This window comes from Aliiroseovarius sp. YM-037 (assembly GCF_048060095.1).
In the GTDB taxonomy this organism is placed as follows: domain Bacteria; phylum Pseudomonadota; class Alphaproteobacteria; order Rhodobacterales; family Rhodobacteraceae; genus JBLUOA01.
Window position 1 is genome coordinate 1 of record NZ_JBLUOA010000012.1, and the last position, 22476, is coordinate 22476.

Sequence of the window (22476 nt, forward strand, 5' to 3'; positions counted from 1 at the left end):
CGCAATAACATCCTCAACAGCATCCTGCCACTCGCGCGACTCAATCGGATCAATGTCTTGGGTGGCGTCGGTCATGGCGGGCTCCTCCTGGTTTACGTAGCGTTGTGAACGTTTAGTTTAATATTAAACCATCTGGTAGGTCGGATTCGTCATAGCTGCATTGCATACTACGCAGCCCCTAGTTTGCAGGCAACCAATCAGCAGACATCGGAAGCCGGAGCAGACAGCATCGGGTCAGCGTTGAGGGTTATCAAGTCGATTGTGGTGCCGTCTGATCGTGCACCTACAATATGTGCCGAAGCCCCGAACGGGGCCTCGGCGGGTTTTGTTTAGTCGTGGGGCAATCTGCCCTCACCATGCCCGGCCATTCCGCCGGACACCTCTTCAACCGATTCGGCGGTAAGCTCCTCTGGCAGCACGAGGTTCAGCACGATGGCGATCAGCGCCGCAGGCAACAGACCCGAGGTCAGAAGGATGCGAGCGGTATCCGGCATGTGTTGCAATGCACCCGGTTCCAGTTGCAGACCCAGACCAATCGACAGGGCGATTGCGAAGATCACCATGTTGCGCCGGTTCCAGTCGACGTCGGACAGCATCGAGATACCCGCCGCGACAACCATACCGAACATGACGATCACGCCGCCGCCCAGCACCTCAATCGGGACGGTGCGGATCACACTGCCGACTTTCGGGATAAGGCCGCAGACGATCAGGAAGATCGCACCGCAAGTCACGACATGGCGGGACATAACGCCCGTCATCGCGATTAGACCGACGTTCTGGCTGAACGACGTGTTCGGAAAGCCACCGAAGATACCGGCGAGCGCCGATCCAAAACCATCGGCATAGGTCGCGCCTGTGATCTCGTCCTCTGTTGCTTCGCGTCCGGCACCACCTTTGGTGATCCCTGAAACGTCACCGACGGTTTCAATCGCCGAGATGAACGCCATCAGGCCGAACCCGATAACCGCAGCAATCGAGAACTCAAAACCATACTTGAACGGTTGAGGAAGCGCGAAGGCTGCCGCATTGCTCCAGCTTGCCGCGATCCCGAAATCTCCGCCGAAGCTGATCATGCCAACCAGCAGCGCGTAGATGTAGCCAGCGATCAAGCCCAGAAGAACGGCTGAGATCGAAAGCATACCCTTGGCGAAGAACTTAAGCCCGAGCGTTACGAAAATGACCAGCAACGCCGCCGACCAGTTCAGCATGGAACCGTATTCCTCGGTTCCGATCGCTGGGACACCACCAGCCGCATATTGAATCCCAACCTTCACGAGCGCGAGCCCGATCATCGTCACAACGAGACCCGTCACCAGTGGGGGCAAGGCAAACCTGATCTTGCCGACAAACGTACCGATAAATGCGTGGAAAATACCGCCAATGATAACGCCGCCGAACAAAGCCGCGAGCCCATCAACGCCTTTACCCGCCACAAGCGGAATCATGATCGGCAGGAAGGCAAAGCTTGTCCCCTGAACGATCGGAAGAGCGGCACCGACCGGCCCGATTGTGATTGTCTGAAGAAGCGTCGCGACACCAGCGAATAGCATCGACATCTGGATCAGATACAGAAGCTCTGGGAAGTCCGGGGAGCCTGAGCCAAAGCCGAACCCAGCGGCGCCGGCGACGATAATCGCAGGCGTCACGTTCGACACAAACATCGCAAGGACGTGCTGGATACCCAGCGGAATCGCCTTTGCGAGTGGTGGAGTGTAATTGGGATCTCGGAGCTGTTCCGCTGTCCCGATCGAATTGTCAGCCATGTGGTTTCCTCCCTTAATGACTGTCCATGTCTTATTTCATCGCCGCTTCTTGCTACGTCGACTTCTCCTCACCGGCCTCGACACCAATCGGCGTCTCGAACCAGAATTCCTCAAGATTTGGGCCGTCCCCGATCCGGTCGATGACGGCGAAAAGGCCGGGCGCCTCAAGCGGGCTTAGAACCCCGTGCCAGACGTTACGGTAAAGGTTGATCCCCTGCCCCGGCTTCGTCAGAAAGGCTTGCAGATTGACCGGCGTTCCGTTGTCGTCATCCGCGACGACCACCAGAAACGAGGTCTGCAAAAGCGGGATGAACGCCTGGCTCCCGTCCGGGTGACGTTCTACCAAATCGACCTTGCCGGGCAGCGGACGCGGCTGTGCGTTGAAAAAGCTGATCCCCGCCTTACCATCGCTGAAATCCATCTTGGCCAAATCATGGTGGCGGCCACACATGCCCTGATTGATCCACTTCGTCGGCTCGCCCACGGCCTCCAGAACATCGCCATAAGGGGCGAAGCGGTCGGCGGTCAGGGCTGATGTCGTAAGCGTTTCGGTCATGGCAGCATGTCCTTCAGCCGCCATTCGGCGATACGTTCGACCTGTCGGCAGGCCTCGGCGAATTCGGTGTCGCGGTCATTGTCGATACGGCGTTTGAAAGCGTCGGTGATCGACGCCTTTGTGTTGTCGCGCACGGCGATGATGAACGGAAAGCCGTGCTTTGCGGTGTATTCATCGTTCAGCTTGGTGAACATCTCACGCTCTTCATCGGTGAGGGAGTCGAGCCCTGCGCCGGCTTGTTCAGACGTCGACTCAGCCGTCAGGCGCTTTGCCTGCGCCAGCTTGCCCGCGAGGTCCGGGTGCGCGGTCAGCACGCCCAACCGTTCGTCGGAACTGCCAGTGCGGAAAATGCGCGACAGTGCATTGTGAACCCCTGCCGCGCTATCATGCGCGGGGCCAAGCTCAAGATCATGCGCCCGTTCGGCTATCCACGCGGAATGTTCGAATACGCCGCCATAGGCCGATACGAAATCGTCCTTGGTCATTTCGGACGGGCGCGGCGATTGCTGTGGCGGATGCGTTTCCAGCCAGTGTTTCGCAATGTCGATCCGCCGGGCGAACCACACATCCTTATGGGCCTTCGCGTATTCCATGAATCGACGCAGCGCCATAATCCGCCCTGGACGGCCCAGCAGACGGCAGTGAATGCCGATCGACAGCATCTTTGCCTGCCCCTGATTGCCCTCAGCATAAAGCGCGTCAAAGCTGTCTTTCAGATACGCATAGAACTGATCGCCCGAGTTGAAGCCCTGCGGCGTCGCGAAGCGCATATCGTTGGTGTCGAGCGTGTAGGGCACGACAAGCTGGTCCCGATCCCCAACGCGGACGTAGTAAGGCAGATCGTCGGCATAGCTGTCGGCGACGTAATCAAACCCGCCCTCTTCCGCGATCAACGCCACCGTGTTGTCAGAACATCGCCCGGTATACCAGCCGCGCGGGCGTTCGCCGGTGACCTCGGTATGCAGGCGGATCGCCTCCTCCATATCGGCCTGCTCGTCCGCCTTAGCGGTGTCTTTGTATTCAATCCATTTCAGGCCGTGGCTGGCGATTTCCCAGTCCGCAGCCTGCATCGCGCGCACCTGTTCGGGGCTGCGGGCAAGTGCGGTGGCAACGCCATAAACGGTCGCCGGGATCTCCATCTCGGTGAACAAGCGGTGCAAACGCCAGAACCCTGCCCGCGCGCCGTATTCGTATATGGATTCCATGTTCCAGTGCCGCTGACCGGGCCACGCGGCGGCGCCGACGATCTCCGACAGGAACGCTTCGGACGCCGCATCGCCATGCAGAACGCAGTTCTCGCCGCCCTCTTCATAGTTGATGACAAACTGAAGCGCGATCTTCGCCCCTCCGGGCCACTTTGGGTCCGGGGGCGTTGCACCGTAGCCTCTCATATCTCGAACGTAGCGGGTCAAAAGCGGTCTCCTTTTCATTTGGTTGTAGAGCAATCAAATAAAGATTACTTTCATTATTTTTCTGAAAGAGCTATCAGCAAGATCACTATGACGCTGCGCCCGCGTTTCCTGCATTATGCGGAAGAACCCAAATAGAAGGGAAAATTCCATGTCCGGCTATCTGACCACACACGTTCTTGACACGGCGACGGGCCTGCCCGCGAAGGGTATGAAAATCGCGCTATATAAAGTGTCGGGCAATTCCCACACCAAGTTGGTTGAGGTTGAAACCAACGACGATGGCCGGACCGATGCGCATATTCTTCCGGCTGAGAAGTTCAAAACCGGGCAATACGAACTGGTATTCTTTGCCGGGGATTATCTGCGCGCATCGGGGCAGGTGTCCGAAGACATCCTGTTCCTTGACCAAATCCCGCTGCGGTTCGGCATGTCGGACCCGGACGCGCATTACCACGTGCCACTGCTGCTATCGCCGTTCGGGTATTCGACCTACCGGGGCAGCTAAAGCCCGCGCATGGTGTTCGACAGGGTTTCGTTGATCCTGTCGGCCATGAAATCAATGAACAGCCGCGTCTTGGGGTCTTGTCGCCTGCGATGGGTGTAAAGGCACGCCATCTGGATCGGGATCGGCGGAGTGTCTTCCAGCACCGGCACCAGCGCGCCGGATTTCAAATGCTCGGCAATTTCAAAGACCGGTTTCAGAATGATCCCGTGTCCGTCCAGCGCCCAGCCGGTCAGCACGTCACCATCGTCGGATTCGAACGGCCCGCTGACGGTAAACCGCTGTACCCCGTCCTCAGTCTGCAGCGGCCACTGAAATTCAGGCGCGCCGGGGTAGCGCAGGTTCAGACAGTCATGCGCTTTGCCCGCAAGATCGGCGCCGGAGCTTGGATGGCCCCGTTCGGAAAGATAGCGCGGCGCGGCGCATAACACCCGCTGACAATCCGCGATTTTCCTGATCCGCAGGTTTGAATCCTCTGGCACGCCAAGGAAGAACGAAACATCAAGCCCCTCCGCCGTCATGTCGAGCTTGCGGTCAGACAGGCGCATTCGCACGTCGATCTTTGGGTATTGCTCCTTGAAAAACGGCACCCCCGGCGCGATCAGGCGCCGCCCCACCCCCAAGGGGGCCGCAACGTAAAGCGATCCGCGCGGAGTTTGGGTGACGTTGTTAACCTCTGCCTCTGCTTCCTCAATCGCTTCGAGGATGCGGCAGGCACCGACGTAGAATATCCGCCCCTGCTCTGTTGCGTTCAACATTCGTGTGGTGCGCTGGAACAGGCGAACGCTAAGGTATTCTTCCAACTGGGAAATTCGCGATGAGGCAACCGCAGGTGATATCCGTTGATCGCGGGCCGCCGCGGACATATTGCCAAGTTCATAGACCCTTACGAACGTCTTGATGTTGTCGAGATAGGACATTGGCGATTGTTCGTCTTTTTTTGAAGCTGCTAGAATTAATTGTCTAATACAGAAAATTGAGCGCTTGCGCTACCGTTCCTACAAGAGATTCACAGGAGACCGATATGTTCGAACTGGCTATTATCTGGGACTGGCTGGGGTTTGCGGTCAGATGGCTGCACGTCATCACGGCGATCGCATGGATCGGCTCGTCCTTCTATTTCGTTGCGCTGGACCTTGGGCTGCGCAAGGTGCCGCACCTTCCGGTCGGCGCGCATGGCGAGGAATGGCAAGTGCATGGCGGCGGGTTCTACCACATCCAGAAATATCTGGTCGCGCCGGAAAACATGCCAGATCACCTTGTTTGGTTCAAATGGGAAAGCTACGCGACATGGCTGTCCGGTGCCGCGCTTCTGATGATCGTCTACTGGGTCGGGGGGGAGCTTTACCTGATCGACCAGTCCAAGGCGGACCTGGCGTTGTGGCAGGGTATCCTGATCTCTGCTGGCTCCCTCACCATTGGCTGGCTGGTCTATGATTTCCTGTGCAAATCGGGGCTTGGCGAAAAGCCGACCTTCCTGATGGTGCTGCTGTTCGTGCTGCTGGTGGCGATGGCCTATGGCTATAACCAGATCTTCACCGGGCGCGCGGCACTGCTGCATCTGGGTGCGTTTACCGCGACGATCATGACCGCGAACGTGTTTTTCATCATCATGCCGAACCAGCGGATCGTGGTGAAAGACCTTCAGGAAGGGCGCACGCCCGACCCTAAATATGGCAAGATCGCCAAGCTGCGGTCGACGCACAACAACTACCTGACGCTGCCGGTGTTGTTTCTGATGCTGTCGAACCACTATCCGCTGGCCTTCGCGACTGAATACAACTGGCTGATCGCGGCGCTGGTGTTCCTGATGGGGGTGACGATCCGGCATTACTTCAACTCACTACACGCGCGCAGCGGCAATCCGACATGGACCTGGGCCGTCACAGTGATCCTGTTCATCTGCGTCATGTGGCTGTCGACCGCCCCGATTTTCAACACGCTGGAGGAGGCCGACGCCCGCCCGATGACCGAGACCGAGCAGCATTTTGCGAGCGCTGAGGGCTACACGGATGTTGAGAATATCGTGCTGGGCCGCTGTTCGATGTGTCATTCGCGAGAGCCTTTCTATGAAGGCATTCACCGCGCACCCAAGGGTCTGATGCTTGAAACGACAGGCGATATTACCCGCGCCGCGCGGCAGGTCTATCTGCAAGCCGGGGTGTCGCATGCGATGCCCCCGGCAAACGTGACGTTTATGGAGGAAGCAGAGCGTGTGAAGATCGCGAACTGGTATCGCGCGGCGGCGGAGGATGCGCCGCTTCAACTGGCGACGAACTGAACAACACGCACACCTAACATCGCGAAAAGCCCCGCTGCGAACCAGCGGGGCTTTCTAATTCTTCCAGTCTTTATAAAGACTTATTCGGCGTCGAGCGCGGCTTCCTCTTCGGCCTCACGGGCTTTGTCGCCAGCGCCTTTGGCGGAAACGTCGCGGTCGACGAATTCGATGATCGCCATCGGGGCCATGTCGCCGTAACGGAAACCGGCCTTCAGAACGCGGACGTAACCACCGTTGCGTTCTTTGTAGCGCGGGCCGAGAACGTCGAACAGTTTTGCAACGTATTCGTCCTGTTTCAGACGGCTTGCAGCCTGACGGCGGGCGTGAAGATCGCCGCGTTTTCCAAGGGTTACGAGCTTTTCAATGACGCGCTTCAGCTCTTTGGCTTTCGGCAGGGTCGTCTTGATCTGTTCGTGTTCAATAAGCGAGCCGGCCATGTTCGCGAACAGCGCTTTGCGGTGTTCGTGAGTGCGATTCAGGCGACGGTAGCCTCTTGCATGACGCATTTTCTTTCTCCTTCAGCTTTTATGCTTTGTCCGGGAACCGATGCGTGTCAGTCCCTCTCCTTGGGGCGGGATTGCCCGTATGATCGTGATGCACAGCGCGTACACAATGTGTGCATACGCTGTGCATACAGTTTCGATTTCAGATCAGAACTGGTCCTCAAACTTCTTGGCCAAATCCTCGATGTTTTCCGGCGGCCATTCCTCGACATCCATGCCGAGGTGCAGACCCATGCCGGACAGCACTTCCTTGATCTCGTTCAGCGACTTCCGACCGAAGTTCGGGGTGCGCAGCATCTCTGCTTCGGTTTTCTGGATCAGATCCCCGATGTAAACGATGTTGTCGTTCTTCAGGCAGTTTGCCGAACGGACGGACAGCTCAAGCTCATCAACCTTCTTCAGCAGAAGCGGGTTGAATTCCAGACCGTCGTCTTCTTCCTGACGACCAGCCGCTTCGGGTTCGTCGAAGTTCACGAAGATCGACAGTTGGTCCTGCAGGATACGGGCCGCGTAAGCGACCGCGTCGTCCGGCGTGACAGAACCGTCTGTTTCCAGTTTCAGCGTCAGTTTGTCATAGTCCAGAACCTGACCTTCGCGGGTCGGCTGCACATCATAGCTGACCTTGCTGACCGGCGAATAGATCGCGTCGATCGGGATCAGGCCGATGGGTGCATCTTCCGGCTTGTTCTTTTCCGCCGCGACGTAGCCCTTGCCCTGATTCACGGTCAGTTCCATGAACAGGTCGGCGCCTTCGTCGAGGTGGCAGATCACGTGATCCTTGTTCAGAATCTCGATCCCTGCGCTTTCGGAAATGTCGCCAGCGGTGACAACGGACGGACCGTTTGCGGAAATCGACAGGCGCTTCGGCCCTTCGACTTCCATGCGGATCGCGACGCCCTTGAGGTTCAGTACGATGTCGGTGACGTCTTCACGCACACCAGCGACCGAGGAGAACTCATGCAATACGTTGTCGATCTGGACCGAGGTGATCGCCGCGCCTTGCAGCGACGACATCAGAACGCGGCGCAGCGCGTTGCCCATGGTCAGGCCAAAACCGCGTTCCAGCGGCTCTGCAACCACCGTCGCCTGACGCGCGGGGTCGTTGCCCGGCTTGATTTCAAGCTGGGTCGGTTTGATGAGTTCTTGCCAATTTTTGTGGATCATGCGTGTCGCCTCCATTCTTGTTTCCGGCCCATGTCCCTTGCCAGAAACGCCCGAGGTTCAAAAAAACACACTCGGACCGATGCGCTTGCATCGATCCGAGCTTGGTACAATCAGACGCGGCGGCGCTTTGGTGGGCGACAGCCGTTATGTGCGATCGGCGTCACGTCACGGATCGACGTGATGTTGAGGCCGACAGCCGCCAGAGCGCGCAATGCGCTTTCACGGCCAGAGCCGGGGCCCTGCACTTCGACTTCGATGGTTTTGACGCCGTGTTCCTGAGCCTTCTTGGCCGCATCTTCCGCAGCCATCTGAGCGGCGTAAGGTGTCGATTTCCGCGAGCCCTTAAAGCCCATGGTCCCAGCGGAGGACCAGGAAATCGCATTGCCCTGCACGTCAGAGATCAGGATTTTGGTGTTGTTGAACGACGAATTCACATGGGCCACGCCCGATGCGATATTCTTACGCTCTTTCTTCTTCGTACGAACTTTATCGCGTGCCATTGTTCAACGCCCCCTTATTTCTTCTTGCCGGCAATGGCCTTTGCGGGGCCTTTGCGGGTGCGTGCGTTGGTGTGGGTGCGCTGACCGCGAACCGGCAGGTTACGACGGTGGCGCAAGCCACGGTAGCAGCCGAGGTCCATCAGGCGTTTGATATTCATCTGCGTCTCACGGCGCAGGTCGCCTTCTACGGTCTGGTTCGCGTCGATATGTTCGCGGATGGCCAGAACCTCGGCATCGCTAAGCTCGTTCACGCGACGGCTTTCGTCGATGTTCACGGCTTCGCAGATGGATTTCGCCGAAGAGGGGCCAATTCCGGTGATGTAAGTCAGGGCGATCGGGACCCGCTTGTGGGTCGGGATATTAACGCCGGCGATACGTGCCACGTGTCACTTTCCTTTTCGTTGCGGTTCCGTCATTCCAGAACCTTTTTTCACAACGGAAGCCCGAAGGCATTTTGCCTGCGGGCTACTGCTGAATTCTCTGTCGGCAGGGGACGCGTTAATGATTCGTCACCGCACCGATTCCCATATGGGAAGGCTGTCAAGTATGTGGTTTTGGCCGCCCCGTCAAGGGGTGGACGGGTCAGTCCAAAATCGCGGCGATAGAGCTTGCGACCTTGTCGATTTCCGCAAGGCCATTCACCGACGAAAGTTTGCCATTCGCATAGTAGTAACCGATCAGCGGAGAGGTCTTTTTGTAATACTCCATCAGACGGGTGCGCAGGCTTTCTTCGTTGTCGTCGGCGCGGTGCTTGAGGTCTTCGCTGCCGCAGACATCGCAGACGCCATCCTTTTTCGTGGGCTTGGTGTCTTTGTGATAAACCTCACCGCAATTGCCGCAGGTGAAGCGGCCAACGATCCGGTTGACGAGCGCGGTGTCATCCACCCGCATTTCGATCACGTGATCCAGATGCTGTTTATATTTCGCCAGCAGATCACCCAGCGCATCCGCCTGCCCCAGCGTCCGGGGGAAGCCGTCAAAGATGAAACCGCCGCCATTGTCGCCCTGAATCTTCTCTTCGATCAGGCCGATGACGATTTCGTCTGTCACAAGCTCTCCTGCGTCCATGATCGCGGCGACGCGCTTGCCCATCTCTGTGCCAGAGGTGCGGGCTTCGCGCAGCATGTCACCGGTCGAGAGCTGGATCATCCCCCTCTCATCCACGAGTTTACGGGCTTGGGTTCCTTTACCAGCGCCCGGTGGGCCGAGGAGGATAATGTTCATCGTCTTGCTGTCCCTTTCTTACCGCGCTTCTTCGACTTACCGCGAAGTTGCGATTTTTCAATCAGGCCTTCGTATTGATGGGCCAGAAGGTGACTTTGCACCTGTTGGATCGTGTCCATTGTCACCGAAACGACAATCAGGACCGATGTGCCGCCAAAATAGAAAGGAATGGCGAGTTGGGAACGCAAAATCTCAGGTAAGAGACAAACTGCCGCAAGATAACCGGAGCCAAGGACCAGCAGCCGCGTGACAACGTAATCAAGGTATTCCGCGGTGCGCTTGCCCGGACGGATGCCGGGAACAAACCCGTTCTGGTTCTTCAGGTTGTCGGCGACGTCATCCGTCTTGAAGCTGACGTTGAACGTATAGAAGAACGTAAAGAACACGATCATCGCGGTGAAGAACGCAAGGTAGAGCGGCTGGCCGGGGCCGAAATAGGCGAGGATCGTCGACATCACCGGACCGGTCTGGCTGCCCGAGAATGTCGCAAGCGTCGTCGGCAGCAGCAGCAGGGAGCTGGCAAAGATCGCAGGAATCACACCGGCGGGGTTCACCTTGACGGGCAAGTGGCTGGTGCCGCCGTCATAGACCTTCATCCCGACCTGACGGCGCGGGTATTGGATGTGGATCTTACGCAGCGCGCGTTCCATGAAGACAACGAAGGCGATCACGGCCACGACCATGACCAGCACGCCGATAATCACCGCGGGCGATATCGCACCCGACCGCCCTTGGCTGAGGAATTGCGCCAGCGCCGCCGGAACCTCGGCGACGATGCCGACGAAGATGATCAGCGAAATACCGTTGCCGATGCCGCGTGCGGTGATCTGCTCACCCAGCCACATCAGGAACATCGTGCCGCCAACCAGCGTCACAACGCAGGACGCGACAAAGAACCAGTAGGGAATATCGGCCTGAACCAACTCGCCAGCTTGCAGGCTTACCGCTAGGCCATAGGCTTGGAACGTCGCAAGAAACACCGTGCCGTAGCGGGTGTATTGGTTGATCTTCTTGCGGCCCTGTTCGCCCTCTTTCTTCAACTGTTCCAGCTTCGGGACCATCGCGGTCAGAAGCTGAACGATGATCGAGGCAGAGATGTAGGGCATGATCCCCAACGCGAAAATCCCCATACGGGCCAGCGCGCCGCCGGTGAACATCGACAGGATACCGCCGATCCCCGCGGATGCCTCTTCCATGAAGCTGCGAAGGGCGTTGCCGTCGATGCCGGGAACCGGAATGTAGGTGCCAAGCCGATAGACGATCAGCAAACCGAGGGTGAATAGGATGCGCTGACGCAGCTCGGTCGCCTTACCCAAGGCGCCCCAGCTCATGTTTGACGCCATTTGCTCTGCCGCAGATGCCATGCGTGGGCCTCTCTGTCATTGAAAACGCCGCCAGACCGTTCTCCGGGTCAGGCGGCGCTTGGAAAACTAATAGGTATGTAAGGGCCGTTGGGGCCTCTCACAAGCGCTTATTCAGCAGGTGCCGCCTCGGATGCCGGGGTCGTGACGGTCAGTTTACCGCCCGCCTTCTCAACCGCTTCAACCGCGCCTTTGGATGCGCCGGTGACTTCCAGCGTCACTTTCGACGTGATTTCACCCTTCGCGAGAATCCGAACACCGTCAAGCTTGCGGCGCACAACGCCGGAGTCAAGCAGCACATCTTCGGTGATGGCCTTCTTCGCGTCGAGCTTTTTCGCGTCGATGAATTTCTGCAAAATGCCAAGGTTTACAACGGCATACTTCTTACGGTTCGGCTTGTTAAAGCCGCGCTTCGGCAGACGCTGGTAGAGCGGCATCTGGCCACCCTCATACCCCTTGATCGCCACACCCGAACGGGATTTCTGACCCTTGATACCACGGCCAGCGGTTTTACCCATGCCAGAGCCGGGACCACGGCCAACACGCTTGCGGGATTTGGTTGCGCCTGGATTATCGCGCAGTTCATTCAATTTCATGTCGCTTCTCCTTTTGCCGGATGCGACCCCCAGCGACGGGAGCGGCCGAACACGGCGTTTCATAGTGATTCCGGGCCCACAAAGGACCACCGGAGGCGTATAGACGGGATGATCTGACGGTGCAAGGGGCGAGAGGCCGACACGCGCCCTAGTTTTTCGACGTCTCGCGGAGATATTCCGTCCAGCACGGAACCGGGCCGGCGGCCCAAGTCGATTTAATGTGATCGAACAGAGAGCGGATCGCGGAGGCGGAGGAGGAGAGGATTGAGGTGCGGTTTGCCATCGGCATTCGGGGTGTTCCAATGTGTGAGGGTTGAGTCGCGGCCTGATACGCTGGGGGACGTGGGTAAGCCAGAGATAGTCTGGCATAGCTGGGCTGCGTTGGGTGCAGGGGTTGGGGGTTACCCCATATTTATATATTGTGGTAGCGAACCGGGTTCGCTTCGCCTCTTTTTCGCGGTGGAACACGTTTGCGAAGATACTTCTGCTCGATGTTTTTGGAAGCACGTTTGCCTTTAAAGCCGAACCGGCCGTTCAGATCCTCCGTCTCAAATTCAGGGAAATTTTCCCCGTTAGCGGGTAGCCATGCCTCAAACTCAAAAACTCCAATAACGATACCATTCTCGACCGCCAATACCCACTTGGCCCTATTGGCTCTATCCGCCGAAAGCCTCCACGCAAAGCGCACGGCATCCAAAAGCGACCTCTCCGTCGAACTTTTTCGAACCGCAATCTCGATAATGGGATCATCAATGTTTGCATCTTCCGCCGCGTATCTCTCAATCAGTTGTTTTGCGTGTGCAGACCCCCGGTCAGAATTGTGGTGTCCGGCAACCAAATTACTAAGGCCTGGAAAAGCATCAATTAGCGCACCTTCGACTTCGAGGGCGGTTGCATCGTCCAATCCGTGACGATGGATTACGTGTACGACATCGAGTCCACTGTTTCTTATCTCGCGTATCAACGTCAACTTTGCTGATACATCGTCATCGTCGTTTTCGGCTAGCTCGGTAGAAGATAGATCGTCCGCGACATGCGCAAAAACGCGATTCCCCTTTCCTTTTCCAACATAAAATGTTTCGCCGTTTCTGGGATCAATTAGTCGGTAGACATACGACTTCAATTCTTGCGCCACCTCGGACGAGAAGTTTTCATCTCGATTTTCTTCCACTTTTTTGGTTCCCCAAAGAAAAAGGTCCGCCGAAATTATCGGCAGACCTTACAAATTCAAGTATAACTGCGACCTTAACCGCGTTCTTCGATGATCTCTACGAGATGCGGGATCTTGGCGACCATGCCGCGGATTGCGGGGGTGTCTTCAAGCTCGCGGGTCTTGTGCATCTTGTTGAGGCCGAGCCCGATCAGCGTCTTGCGCTGGATTTCCGGGCGGCGGATCGGGGAGCCGATCTGTTTTACAACGATGGTTTTTGCCATGGGTTCTCTCCTCAGGCTTCCGCTGCGGCGTCAGCTTCGACGGCCGGGGCGTCATCCTTTTTCAGGATGTCGGCGACCTTCTTGCCACGACGTTGGGCGACCATGCGGGGGCTAGCTTCTTTGGTGAGCCCGTTAATGGTGGCGCGGATCATGTTGTAGGGGTTCTGCGAGCCGATGGATTTCGCGACCACGTCCTGAATGCCGAGCATTTCGAACACGGCACGCATCGGACCACCTGCGATGATCCCGGTACCTTGCGGTGCTGTGCGCATCACAACCTTGCCGGCGCCGTGACGGCCCTCGACATCGTGGTGCAGCGTGCGGCCTTCGCGCAGCGGGACGCGCACAAGCTGACGCTTGGCTTGTTCAGTCGCCTTGCGGATCGCTTCCGGCACTTCCTTGGCTTTCCCTTTGCCAAAGCCGACGCGGCCTTTTTGGTCGCCAACAACCACGAGGGCTGCGAAACCGAAGCGTTTACCACCCTTCACGGTTTTCGACACACGGTTGATCGCGACGAGGCGATCGGCGAATTCCGGGTTTTCATCGCGGTCGCGACGACCGCCCCGTTGGTTAGGTTCTCTGGCCATGCGGCCTCCTTCATTCGTTTCTGGCGCGTCGCGCCGGTTGTCCAACCCTGGTGAGGCCCCTTCGGGCAACTCCCGGATCATCGGGGCGGCTCGTGCGCCGCCCTCGCCTTTAGAACTTCAGACCACCTTCGCGGGCGGCTTCGGCAAGCGCCTTGACCTTCCCGTGAAACAGGAAGCCGCCGCGATCGAAATAACAATCGGTCACCTTGGCTTTCTTCGCGCGCTCTGCAATGGCCATGCCAACTTTGGCTGCGGCCTCGACGTTGTTCTTGCCGATAACACCCAGGTCTTTCTCAAGCGAGGAAGCCGAGGCGAGTGTCACGCCGTTCACATCGTCGATCAGCTGCACGCTGATGTTCTTGTTTGAGCGGTGGACCGACAGGCGCACGCGCCCTTCGTTCACTTTCCGCAGTTTGTTCCGAACGCGCAGGCGGCGCTTCAAGAACAGTTGTCTTTTGCTGTTTGCCATCTTTGCGTTCCTTACTTCTTCTTGCCTTCCTTGCGGAAGATATACTCGTCTTTGTATTTGATGCCTTTGCCTTTGTAGGGCTCGGGCTTGCGCCATTCGCGGATGTTGGCCGCGACCTGGCCGACGAGTTGTTCATTGATGCCTTCGACGACGATTTCGGTCGGCTTCGGGGCGGTGACGGTGACGCCTTCCGGAACCTCGAAGTTGACCTCATGCGACAGACCAAGGTTCAGTTTCAGGACGTTGCCAGCCATCTGAGCACGATAACCAACGCCGTTGATCTCAAGCTCTTTCTTGAAGCCGTCGGTCACACCGGTCACCAGGTTCTGGATCTGGGTGCGGGACATGCCCCACTGCTGACGCGACCGTTTGGACAAGCCGCGCGGGTTGATCGAAATCACGTTGTCGTCGACTTTGATCGTGACATCGTCGGTGGCGGTGAAGTTGCGGGTGCCTTTCGGCCCTTTCACTTCAACGGTCTGACCCGAAACGGATGCAGTGACACCCGAGGGAAGGTCGATCGGACGTTTACCAATACGAGACATATCAGACCCCTTAGAATACCGTGCAGAGCACTTCGCCGCCGACATTGGCGGAGCGTGCGCTTGCATCCGACATCACACCCTTGGGGGTGGAGACAATCGACACACCGAGGCCCTGACGGACCGACGGAATATCTTTGACACCCATGTAAACGCGGCGGCCGGGGGTCGAGACCCGCTTCAGCTCGCGAATGACGGGGGTGCCGTCGAAGTATTTCAGGCTGATTTCAAGCGCCGGATGGCCGTCGGCCCCGGTCGTCTTTTCATAGCCACGAATGTAGCCCTCGTCCGCCAGCACATCCAGAACCCAAGCACGCAGCTTGGACGCCGGAGTCACAACGGTGGACTTGCCGCGCATCTGGGAGTTCCGGATACGGGTGAGCATATCGCCGATAGGATCGTTCATATCACTCTCTCCCTTACCAGCTAGATTTCACCAGACCGGGGATCTGGCCGTTCGAGCCAAGGTCCCGCAGTGCGATCCGCGAAATTTTCAGTTTACGATAGTAAGCATGAGGACGGCCCGTCAGCTGGCAGCGGTTGTGCAGCCGTGTGGCGGAGCTGTTGCGCGGCAGTTTTGCAAGCTTCAGGCGCGCTTTGAAACGCTCTTCCATCGGCTTGCTCTCGTCATTCGCGATTTCTTTCAGCGCGGCACGTTTTGTGGCGTATTTCTCCACCAGTGCCTGACGCTTCTTCTCGCGCTCGATCATTGCTTTTTTAGCCATGTCTTTTCCCTTCCCGCGATCAGCTGTTGAAAGGCATGTTGAAAGCTTTCAACAGCGCCTTTGCTTCCGCGTCGGTCTTCGCGGTGGTGGCGATCACAATGTCCATGCCCCATGCTTCATCAACTTTATCAAAGTCGATTTCGGGGAATACGATGTGCTCTTTCAGGCCCATGGCGTAGTTGCCACGACCATCGAACGATTTGCCGGACACGCCGCGGAAGTCGCGGATGCGGGGCATTGCGATGGTGATAAGCCGGTCGAGGAATTCATACATCCGGTCGCCACGCAGGGTCACTTTGGCCCCCAGCGGCATATCTTCACGGACGCGGAACCCAGCGATCGAGTTCTTCGCACGGGTGATAACAGCGCGCTGACCAGCGATGGTGGATAGGTCATCCTGGGCCGACTTGGCCTTTTTGGAGTCCTTGACCGCTTCGGCACCACAGCCGATGTTCAGCACGATCTTGTCGAGCCGCGGCATCTGCATATCGTTCTTGTAGCCGAACTCTTCTTTCAAGGCGGGCTTGATGGAGTCCTTATACAGCGACTTCAGACGCGGCGTGTAGGATTGAGCGTCAAGCATCAGACAGCCTCCCCTGTGGTTTTGGCGAAGCGGATCTTCTTGCCATCTTCGACGCGGAAACCAACGCGGGTCGGTTTGCCTTTGCCATCAACCAGCGCGAGGTTGCTGAGATCGATCGGCATAGCGGTCGGAACCCGGCCACCCTGATCGTTCTGCGACTGACGCTGGTGGCGGATCGCGATGTTCACGCCACTGACGATTGCTTTGCCGGTCTTCGGGCTAACAGAGGTGATTTCACCCTCTTTACCCTTGTCCTTGCCAGCAAGCACGACGACCTTGTCGCCCTTTTTAAGCTTAGCAGCCATCTTACAGCACCTCCGGGGCGAGCGAGATGATTTTCATGAAGTTCTTTGCGCGAAGCTCACGAACAACCGGGCCAAAGATACGTGTACCAATCGGCTCATTGTTGTTGTTGAGGATTACGGCGGCGTTCCGGTCAAAACGGATCGCTGTGCCATCTTCACGACGGACTTCCTTGGCGGTGCGCACGACGACGGCCTTGCGGACGTCCCCTTTTTTCACGCGGCCGCGCGGGATGGCTTCCTTCACCGATACGACGATCACGTCGCCAACGGAGGCGTATTTACGCTTGGAACCACCCAGGACCTTGATGCACTGAACCCGGCGAGCGCCAGAGTTGTCAGCAACATCCAGATTGGTCTGCATCTGGATCATGTGGTTTCTCCCGACCTATGGGGGGCATCATTGCCTTGTCCCCAGGGTTTCGATCAAACCGAAAGGCTACCGCTTAGTTTGCGATAACCTCCCAGCGTTTGGTCTTTGATTTAGGCGCGCATTCCTGAATGCGAACTTCGTCGCCCTTCTTGAATACGTTCTTCTCATCGTGAGCCCGGTATTTCTTGGACTTACGGATGGTTTTCTTCAGAACAGGGTGTGTGAACCGGCGTTCAACGGAAACCGTTACGGTTTGGGCGTTGGCGTCAGAGGTCACGGTGCCTGTCAGGATACGTTTGGGCATGCTTCAGGCTCCCCTTATTCAGCAGCCGCTTGCGCGGCCTTTTCGTTCAGAACCGTCTTTACACGGGCAGCGTCGCGGCGGACTTGCTTCATGCGGGCGGTGCTTTCAAGTTGCCCGGTGGCCTGTTGGAATCGCAGGTTGAACGATTCTTTTTTCAGGCTTGCCAGCTCTTCTTTCAGCTGGTCAGGCGTCTTGTCTCTCAGTTCCTGGGCGTTCATCGCCAGATCCTTCCATCAGAAGTCACGAGATTGCCCCGTGCTTTTCCAACAAACGCCGAACCCCCGAAGATTTTCCGGGGGTCCGACGAAAAACTCACCAGTCTTCGCGTACGACAACCCGAGATTTGATCGGGAGCTTCATCGCTGCGAGACGGAGCGCTTCTCTTGCCACAGATTCGGTAACCCCGTCAATCTCAAACATGACGCGGCCAGGCTTGACTTTCGCCGCCCAGAAATCGACCGAACCTTTACCTTTACCCATCCGCACTTCGGTCGGCTTGGAGGTCACGGGGGTATCCGGGAAAATCCGAATCCACACGCGGCCCTGCCGTTTCATGTGACGGGTCATCGCACGACGCGCGGCTTCAATCTGGCGTGCTGTCACACGCTCAGGCTGGGTCGCTTTCAGGCCGTAGGTGCCAAAAGTCAGCGTAGAGCCGCCTTTTGCCTCACCGTGGATACGGCCCTTGTGCATCTTGCGGAATTTTGTGCGCTTTGGTTGAAGCATCGTTCATTCTCCCTTAGCGACGGCCACCAGCGCCACGGGGCGCAGGACCATCCTGGAGTTCTTGTTGCTTGCGATCACGCGCTGCCGGGTCGTGTTCCATGATCTCGCCTTTGAAGATCCAGACCTTGATCCCGATAATGCCGTAAGCAGTCGTTGCTTCGACATGTGCGTAATCGATATCGGCCCGTAGAGTATGGAGCGGCACACGGCCTTCACGATACCATTCGGTCCGGGCGATTTCGGCGCCGCCAAGACGGCCAGCGACATTCACACGAATACCAAGGGCACCCATACGCATCGCGTTCTGAACCGCACGCTTCATAGCGCGGCGGAAAGAAACCCGACGCTCAAGCTGTTGCGCGATGGATTCACCGACCAGTGCGGCGTCCAGTTCCGGCTTGCGAACCTCAACGATGTTGAGATGCAGTTCGCTGTCGGTCATCGCGGCCAGTTTCTTGCGCAGCGTTTCGATATCCGCGCCTTTCTTGCCGATGATGACGCCCGGACGTGCAGTGTGAACCGTCACGCGGCACTTTTTGTGCGGACGTTCGATAATCACGCGGCTGATGCCAGCCTGCTTGCACTCTTCCTTGATGAACTGACGCATCTTGATGTCTTCAAGCAGAAGATCACCATAGTCCTTGGTATCTGCATACCAGCGGCTGTCCCAGGTGCGGTTGACCTGAAGGCGCATGCCGACGGGATTGACTTTGTTACCCATTAAGCTTGCTCCTCAACTTGACGCACCGTGATGGTGAGTTCAGAAAACGGTTTGATGATCTTGCCGAACCGACCACGCGCCCGCGGACGACCGCGTTTCATCGTCAGGTTCTTGCCGACATAGGCTTCGGCCACGATCAGTTCATCCACGTCGAGGTTGTGGTTGTTTTCAGCATTTGCGATGGCGGACTGAAGGCATTTCTTCACGTCCTGCGCGATGCGACGCTTGGAGAAGGTGAGATCGGACAGAGCCTTATCAACCTTTTTCCCGCGGATCATCGCTGCCACCAGGTTCAGCTTTTGCGGCGAAGTGCGAAGCATCTTGGCTTTTGCCATTGCTTCGTTCTCGGCCACGCGGCGTGCGTTTTTCTCTTTACCCATGGCTGTTACTTCCGCTTCGCTTTTTTATCCGCGGCGTGACCGTAGTAGGTCCGTGTCGGGGAATATTCACCAAACTTCTGGCCAATCATATCCTCGGAGACGTTCACCGGGATATGCTTGCGGCCGTTGTACACACCAAAGGTCAGACCCACGAACTGGGGCAGAATGGTGGAACGGCGCGACCAGATTTTGATCACTTCGTTGCGGCCGGATTCGCGCGATGCCTCTGCCTTTTTCAAGACATAGGAATCTACGAAGGGGCCTTTCCATACAGAACGCGACATGATTACCGGCCCTTCTTCTTGGCGTGACGCGAACGCAGGATAAGCTTCGACGACGCCTTGTTCTTGTTACGGGTGCGTGCACCTTTGGTCGGCTTGCCCCACGGGGAAACCGGGTGACGACCACCAGAAGTCCGGCCTTCACCACCACCATGCGGGTGGTCGATCGGGTTCATCACAACACCGCGCACGGACGGGCGGATGCCCTTGTGACGGTTGCGACCAGCCTTACCGAAGTTCTGGTTCGAGTTGTCGGGGTTCGACACGGCGCCAATCGTTGCCATGCATTCCTGACGGACCAGACGAAGTTCGCCCGAAGACAAACGGATCTGCGCGTAACCACCGTCACGACCCACGAACTGTGCATATGTGCCAGCAGCACGGGCGATCTGGCCGCCTTTGCCGGGCTTCATTTCGATGTTGTGGACGATCGTGCCGATCGGCATGCCTGCGAACGGCATTGCGTTGCCCGGCTTGATGTCGACCTTGGAGCCCGCGACGATCTTGTCACCGACAGCCAAACGCTGCGGCGCGAGGATATACGCTTGCTCACCGTCTTCATATTTCACCAGCGCGATAAACGCGGTCCGGTTCGGGTCATATTCGATCCGCTCGATGGTTGCCGGAACGTCAAATTTGTTCCGCTTGAAGTCCACGATACGATAGAGACGCTTCGCGCCACCGCCGCGGCGACGCATCGTGATCCGTCCGGTGTTGTTCCGGCCGCCATTCTTGGTCAAACCCTCAGTAAGAGATTTGACCGGGCGCCCTTTCCAAAGCTCCGAACGGTCGATCAGAACCAGCCCACGCTGGCCTGGCGTCGTCGGTTTATACGACTTGAGTGCCATGCTTTCTGTCTTCCGTTAGCTTTGGCCCAGATGGGCCGGTTTCAAACAATCTCGGCCCCGGTCATGCCGGGGCCGAGAGATTCGGTGCCTTCTATCAGAGCCCTGTAGAGACGTCGATAGTGTTACCTTCTTCCAAGGTAACGTAGGCTTTCTTCACGTCTTTCCGTTTGCCGAGCTGGCCGCGGAACCGCTTAGTCTTGCCTTTGGTAATGGTCGTGTTCACGGCCTTCACCTTGACACCAAACAGACCTTCGACGGCCTCTTTGATCTGCGGTTTGTTCGCGTCAATCGCTACTTCGAAAACAACGGCATTGGTTTCCGATGCCATGGTTGCTTTCTCGGTGATGATCGGCTTGCGGATCACGTCGTAATGTTCAGCTTTCGCGCTCATTTCAGACGAGCCTCCAGTGCTTCGACACCCGCCTTGGTCAGCACGAGCGTGTCACGCTTCAGGATGTCATAGACGTTTGCGCCCATCGACGGCAGCACATCGAGACCTTCGATGTTGCGTGCGGCTTTGGCGAAGTTTTCGTTCACCTCCGCCCCGTCGATGATCAGCGCGCGTTTCCAGCCAAGTTCCTTGACCTGCTTGGCAAGCGCCGAGGTCTTCGGGTCTTTCAGATCAGCAGAGTCGATCACGACAAGCTGACCCGCGTTCGCCTTGGCCGAAAGCGCGTGCTTCAGACCGAGAGCACGGAACTTCTTCGGCAGATCGTGGCCGTGGCTGCGCGGAGTCGGGCCTTTGTAGATACCACCGCTGCGGAAGATCGGCGCACTACGGGCGCCGTGGCGTGCGCCGCCGGTGCCCTTCTGGCGATAGATCTTCTTGGTGGAATAGCTGACTTCCGACCGCGTCTTGACCTTGTGGGTGCCAGCTTGCGCTTTGTTGCGCTGCCAACGAACGACGCGGTGCAGGATGTCTGCACGCGGCTCCAGGCCGAAGATGTCTTCGCCCAGATCGACCGACCCGGCTTTCTTGCCGTCCAGTTTGATCACGTCGAGTTTCATTCTTCGCCTTCCTTCTTCTCAGCATCTGCTTCCGCATCGCCTTCGTTTCCGGCTTCTGCTTCGGCAGCTTCATATGCTGCTTGTTCCGCCTCGGCAGCCGCTTTTGCAGCAGCTTCTTCTTCGGCAGCGGCAGCAGCCGCAGCTTCAGCAGCCAGACGTTCAGCTTCTTCGGCCATCGATTTCAGACCAGCCGGCAGGATCACGTTTTCCGGAGTCGGCTTTTTCACCGCATCCTTGACTGTTACCCAGCCACCTTTGGAGCCCGGAACCGCGCCTTTGACCATGATCAGACCACGATCGGCATCGGTGCGAACGACCTGAAGGTTTTGCGTCGTCACGCGAGCAGCGCCCATGTGACCAGCCATCTTCTTGCCTTTGAACACCTTGCCCGGGTCCTGACACTGACCGGTCGAACCATGCGAACGGTGAGAGATCGACACACCGTGGCTGGCCCGCAGACCGGCGAAGTTGTGCCGCTTCATCGCACCTTGGAAGCCCTTACCGATCGAGGTGCCGCATACGTCAACGTATTGGCCTTCGAAGTAATGGTTCGCCGTGATCTCTTCGCCGACCTTGATCAGGTTCTCAGGCGCAACGCGGAATTCCGCGATTTTACGCTTGGGCTCGACCTTGGCCGCGGCGAAATGGCCACGCATGGCTTGCGACGTTCGCTTCGCCTTGGCAGAGCCAGCGCCGAGTTGAACAGCCGAATAGCCATCCTTGTCAGCGGTGCGCGTTGCCACGACCTGCAGTTTGTCGAGTTGAAGAACGGTGACAGGAATCTGCCGGCCGTCTTCCATGAACAGCCGGGTCATGCCGACTTTCTTTGCGATAATACCAGAGCGCAACATGGGTGGTGCCCTCCTTATACCTTGATCTCGACGTCAACACCTGCAGCGAGGTCGAGCTTCATCAGCGCGTCCACGGTTTGCGGTGTCGGGTCGACGATGTCGAGAAGACGCTTGTGCGTCCGGATCTCGAACTGATCGCGGGATTTCTTATCGACGTGCGGTCCACGAAGAACCGTGAACTTCTCGATCTTGTTCGGCAGCGGGATCGGGCCACGGACCTGAGCGCCGGTGCGCTTTGCCGTGTTGACGATTTCCTGCGTGCTGGCATCCAGTACGCGGTAATCAAATGCCTTCAGCCGAATGCGAATGTTCTGGCTTTGCATGTGTTAGCCTTTCGCGGCGTTGGAGTTGATAGGTGGAGCGGGGATTATTCCCCGCCCCACGTCGAACCCATAGGGTCTTTTTACTCGTGGATTTTGGACACAACGCCGGATCCGACGGTGCGGCCGCCTTCGCGGATGGCGAAGCGCAGCTTTT

Annotated in this window: 35 protein-coding genes; 2 read left to right on the forward strand and 33 right to left on the reverse strand. The window is 57.6% G+C overall.

Annotated elements, in window-relative coordinates; genetic code table 11:
- Positions 1 to 329 precede the first annotated feature (329 nt).
- Genes ACEWPJ_RS18420 through puuE form a run of 3 tightly spaced genes read right to left on the reverse strand, consistent with a single transcriptional unit; the run spans position 330 to position 3734 of the window.
- On the reverse strand, positions 330 to 1766 hold the full coding sequence (locus ACEWPJ_RS18420) for a uracil-xanthine permease family protein (protein ID WP_416514474.1): 1437 nt from the start codon (positions 1764 to 1766) through the stop codon (positions 330 to 332).
- Positions 1767 to 1818: 52 nt separating this feature from the next.
- Entirely contained in the window at positions 1819 to 2322 is a 504-nt protein-coding gene (locus ACEWPJ_RS18425; protein WP_416514475.1) for an ureidoglycolate lyase, read from the reverse strand.
- Positions 2319 to 3734, reverse strand: a complete 1416-nt coding sequence (gene puuE / locus ACEWPJ_RS18430) for an allantoinase PuuE (RefSeq protein WP_416514477.1) — start codon at positions 3732 to 3734, stop codon at positions 2319 to 2321. The genes ACEWPJ_RS18425 and puuE overlap by 4 nt, the downstream gene beginning before the upstream one ends.
- A gap of 148 nt (positions 3735 to 3882) precedes the next feature.
- Here puuE and uraH point away from each other — a divergent pair, with 148 nt between their 5' ends.
- Complete coding sequence (uraH, locus tag ACEWPJ_RS18435; RefSeq protein ID WP_416514478.1) at positions 3883 to 4239, forward strand: hydroxyisourate hydrolase; 357 nt, start codon at positions 3883 to 3885, stop codon at positions 4237 to 4239.
- On the opposite strand, the gene ACEWPJ_RS18440 is transcribed toward uraH, so the two are convergent.
- Positions 4236 to 5156 (reverse strand): LysR family transcriptional regulator, encoded by a 921-nt coding sequence (locus ACEWPJ_RS18440; protein ID WP_416514480.1) that lies wholly within the window; start codon positions 5154 to 5156, stop codon positions 4236 to 4238. The two genes, uraH and ACEWPJ_RS18440, sit on opposite strands and share 4 nt — an antisense overlap.
- 104 nt (positions 5157 to 5260) lie before the next feature.
- Here ACEWPJ_RS18440 and ACEWPJ_RS18445 point away from each other — a divergent pair, with 104 nt between their 5' ends.
- The gene (locus tag ACEWPJ_RS18445) at positions 5261 to 6517 is read left to right on the forward strand and encodes a urate hydroxylase PuuD (RefSeq protein WP_416514482.1); all 1257 of its coding nucleotides are present in this window, start codon (positions 5261 to 5263) and stop codon (positions 6515 to 6517) included.
- Between the two features lie 80 nt (positions 6518 to 6597).
- Here the strand turns inward: ACEWPJ_RS18445 and rplQ are convergent, their stop codons facing one another.
- The 29 genes from rplQ to ACEWPJ_RS18590 form a co-directional block, all read right to left on the reverse strand.
- On the reverse strand, positions 6598 to 7023 hold the full coding sequence (gene rplQ / locus ACEWPJ_RS18450) for a 50S ribosomal protein L17 (RefSeq protein ID WP_416514484.1): 426 nt from the start codon (positions 7021 to 7023) through the stop codon (positions 6598 to 6600).
- Positions 7024 to 7167: 144 nt separating this feature from the next.
- A complete protein-coding gene (locus ACEWPJ_RS18455) occupies positions 7168 to 8184 on the reverse strand; it encodes a DNA-directed RNA polymerase subunit alpha (protein ID WP_416514485.1) in 1017 nt (338 codons plus the stop codon).
- A gap of 110 nt (positions 8185 to 8294) precedes the next feature.
- Positions 8295 to 8684, reverse strand: coding sequence for a 30S ribosomal protein S11 (gene rpsK, locus ACEWPJ_RS18460; RefSeq protein ID WP_416514487.1), 390 nt, complete (start codon positions 8682 to 8684; stop codon positions 8295 to 8297).
- 14 nt (positions 8685 to 8698) lie between these two features.
- Entirely contained in the window at positions 8699 to 9067 is a 369-nt protein-coding gene (rpsM, locus tag ACEWPJ_RS18465; RefSeq protein ID WP_416514489.1) for a 30S ribosomal protein S13, read from the reverse strand.
- A 199-nt stretch (positions 9068 to 9266) separates the two neighbouring features.
- Positions 9267 to 9908: an adenylate kinase gene (locus ACEWPJ_RS18470; RefSeq protein ID WP_416514490.1), complete on the reverse strand. Its 642-nt coding sequence runs from the start codon at positions 9906 to 9908 to the stop codon at positions 9267 to 9269.
- Complete coding sequence (secY, locus tag ACEWPJ_RS18475; RefSeq protein WP_416514492.1) at positions 9905 to 11272, reverse strand: preprotein translocase subunit SecY; 1368 nt, start codon at positions 11270 to 11272, stop codon at positions 9905 to 9907. Before secY ends, ACEWPJ_RS18470 begins: the two co-directional genes overlap by 4 nt.
- Before the next feature lie 107 nt (positions 11273 to 11379).
- Positions 11380 to 11865: a 50S ribosomal protein L15 gene (gene rplO, locus ACEWPJ_RS18480; protein WP_416514494.1), complete on the reverse strand. Its 486-nt coding sequence runs from the start codon at positions 11863 to 11865 to the stop codon at positions 11380 to 11382.
- Between the two features lie 412 nt (positions 11866 to 12277).
- The gene (locus tag ACEWPJ_RS18485) at positions 12278 to 13036 is read right to left on the reverse strand and encodes an LEM-3-like GIY-YIG domain-containing protein (protein WP_416514496.1); all 759 of its coding nucleotides are present in this window, start codon (positions 13034 to 13036) and stop codon (positions 12278 to 12280) included.
- Between the two features lie 74 nt (positions 13037 to 13110).
- Complete coding sequence (gene rpmD, locus ACEWPJ_RS18490; RefSeq protein WP_416514498.1) at positions 13111 to 13299, reverse strand: 50S ribosomal protein L30; 189 nt, start codon at positions 13297 to 13299, stop codon at positions 13111 to 13113.
- Between the two features lie 11 nt (positions 13300 to 13310).
- Complete coding sequence (rpsE, locus tag ACEWPJ_RS18495) at positions 13311 to 13886, reverse strand: 30S ribosomal protein S5 (protein ID WP_416514500.1); 576 nt, start codon at positions 13884 to 13886, stop codon at positions 13311 to 13313.
- A 109-nt stretch (positions 13887 to 13995) separates the two neighbouring features.
- Positions 13996 to 14355, reverse strand: coding sequence for a 50S ribosomal protein L18 (gene rplR, locus ACEWPJ_RS18500; protein WP_416514502.1), 360 nt, complete (start codon positions 14353 to 14355; stop codon positions 13996 to 13998).
- 11 nt (positions 14356 to 14366) lie between these two features.
- Positions 14367 to 14900: a 50S ribosomal protein L6 gene (gene rplF, locus ACEWPJ_RS18505; protein WP_416514503.1), complete on the reverse strand. Its 534-nt coding sequence runs from the start codon at positions 14898 to 14900 to the stop codon at positions 14367 to 14369.
- A 10-nt stretch (positions 14901 to 14910) separates the two neighbouring features.
- On the reverse strand, positions 14911 to 15303 hold the full coding sequence (gene rpsH / locus ACEWPJ_RS18510; protein WP_416514505.1) for a 30S ribosomal protein S8: 393 nt from the start codon (positions 15301 to 15303) through the stop codon (positions 14911 to 14913).
- Between the two features lie 13 nt (positions 15304 to 15316).
- Positions 15317 to 15622 (reverse strand): 30S ribosomal protein S14, encoded by a 306-nt coding sequence (gene rpsN, locus ACEWPJ_RS18515; RefSeq protein WP_416514508.1) that lies wholly within the window; start codon positions 15620 to 15622, stop codon positions 15317 to 15319.
- Positions 15623 to 15641: 19 nt separating this feature from the next.
- A complete protein-coding gene (rplE, locus tag ACEWPJ_RS18520) occupies positions 15642 to 16205 on the reverse strand; it encodes a 50S ribosomal protein L5 (RefSeq protein WP_416514510.1) in 564 nt (187 codons plus the stop codon).
- A complete protein-coding gene (gene rplX / locus ACEWPJ_RS18525; protein ID WP_416514512.1) occupies positions 16205 to 16510 on the reverse strand; it encodes a 50S ribosomal protein L24 in 306 nt (101 codons plus the stop codon). The genes rplE and rplX overlap by 1 nt, the downstream gene beginning before the upstream one ends.
- Before the next feature lies 1 nt (position 16511).
- A complete protein-coding gene (gene rplN / locus ACEWPJ_RS18530) occupies positions 16512 to 16880 on the reverse strand; it encodes a 50S ribosomal protein L14 (protein ID WP_121899038.1) in 369 nt (122 codons plus the stop codon).
- A gap of 73 nt (positions 16881 to 16953) precedes the next feature.
- On the reverse strand, positions 16954 to 17184 hold the full coding sequence (gene rpsQ, locus ACEWPJ_RS18535) for a 30S ribosomal protein S17 (protein WP_416514514.1): 231 nt from the start codon (positions 17182 to 17184) through the stop codon (positions 16954 to 16956).
- A gap of 14 nt (positions 17185 to 17198) precedes the next feature.
- Positions 17199 to 17402 carry a 50S ribosomal protein L29 gene (rpmC, locus tag ACEWPJ_RS18540; RefSeq protein WP_416514516.1) on the reverse strand — a complete coding sequence of 68 codons (204 nt, stop codon included), beginning with the start codon at positions 17400 to 17402 and terminating at the stop codon, positions 17199 to 17201.
- A gap of 94 nt (positions 17403 to 17496) precedes the next feature.
- Positions 17497 to 17910, reverse strand: a complete 414-nt coding sequence (rplP, locus tag ACEWPJ_RS18545; protein WP_416514517.1) for a 50S ribosomal protein L16 — start codon at positions 17908 to 17910, stop codon at positions 17497 to 17499.
- Between the two features lie 13 nt (positions 17911 to 17923).
- Positions 17924 to 18631, reverse strand: a complete 708-nt coding sequence (rpsC, locus tag ACEWPJ_RS18550) for a 30S ribosomal protein S3 (RefSeq protein WP_416514519.1) — start codon at positions 18629 to 18631, stop codon at positions 17924 to 17926.
- Positions 18631 to 19011, reverse strand: coding sequence for a 50S ribosomal protein L22 (gene rplV, locus ACEWPJ_RS18555; RefSeq protein ID WP_416514521.1), 381 nt, complete (start codon positions 19009 to 19011; stop codon positions 18631 to 18633). Before rplV ends, rpsC begins: the two co-directional genes overlap by 1 nt.
- 5 nt (positions 19012 to 19016) lie before the next feature.
- Positions 19017 to 19295, reverse strand: coding sequence for a 30S ribosomal protein S19 (gene rpsS, locus ACEWPJ_RS18560; protein WP_416514523.1), 279 nt, complete (start codon positions 19293 to 19295; stop codon positions 19017 to 19019).
- A gap of 2 nt (positions 19296 to 19297) precedes the next feature.
- Positions 19298 to 20140: a 50S ribosomal protein L2 gene (gene rplB / locus ACEWPJ_RS18565; protein ID WP_416514524.1), complete on the reverse strand. Its 843-nt coding sequence runs from the start codon at positions 20138 to 20140 to the stop codon at positions 19298 to 19300.
- A gap of 94 nt (positions 20141 to 20234) precedes the next feature.
- Positions 20235 to 20531 carry a 50S ribosomal protein L23 gene (locus ACEWPJ_RS18570; protein WP_416514526.1) on the reverse strand — a complete coding sequence of 99 codons (297 nt, stop codon included), beginning with the start codon at positions 20529 to 20531 and terminating at the stop codon, positions 20235 to 20237.
- Complete coding sequence (gene rplD, locus ACEWPJ_RS18575; RefSeq protein ID WP_416514527.1) at positions 20528 to 21148, reverse strand: 50S ribosomal protein L4; 621 nt, start codon at positions 21146 to 21148, stop codon at positions 20528 to 20530. The genes ACEWPJ_RS18570 and rplD overlap by 4 nt, the downstream gene beginning before the upstream one ends.
- Positions 21145 to 21999, reverse strand: a complete 855-nt coding sequence (gene rplC, locus ACEWPJ_RS18580) for a 50S ribosomal protein L3 (protein WP_416514528.1) — start codon at positions 21997 to 21999, stop codon at positions 21145 to 21147. Before rplC ends, rplD begins: the two co-directional genes overlap by 4 nt.
- A 14-nt stretch (positions 22000 to 22013) precedes the next feature.
- Positions 22014 to 22322, reverse strand: coding sequence for a 30S ribosomal protein S10 (gene rpsJ, locus ACEWPJ_RS18585; RefSeq protein WP_108261210.1), 309 nt, complete (start codon positions 22320 to 22322; stop codon positions 22014 to 22016).
- Positions 22323 to 22402: 80 nt separating this feature from the next.
- On the reverse strand, positions 22403 to 22476 hold a 74-nt coding region (locus ACEWPJ_RS18590), incomplete at its 5' end, for a hypothetical protein (RefSeq protein ID WP_416514434.1).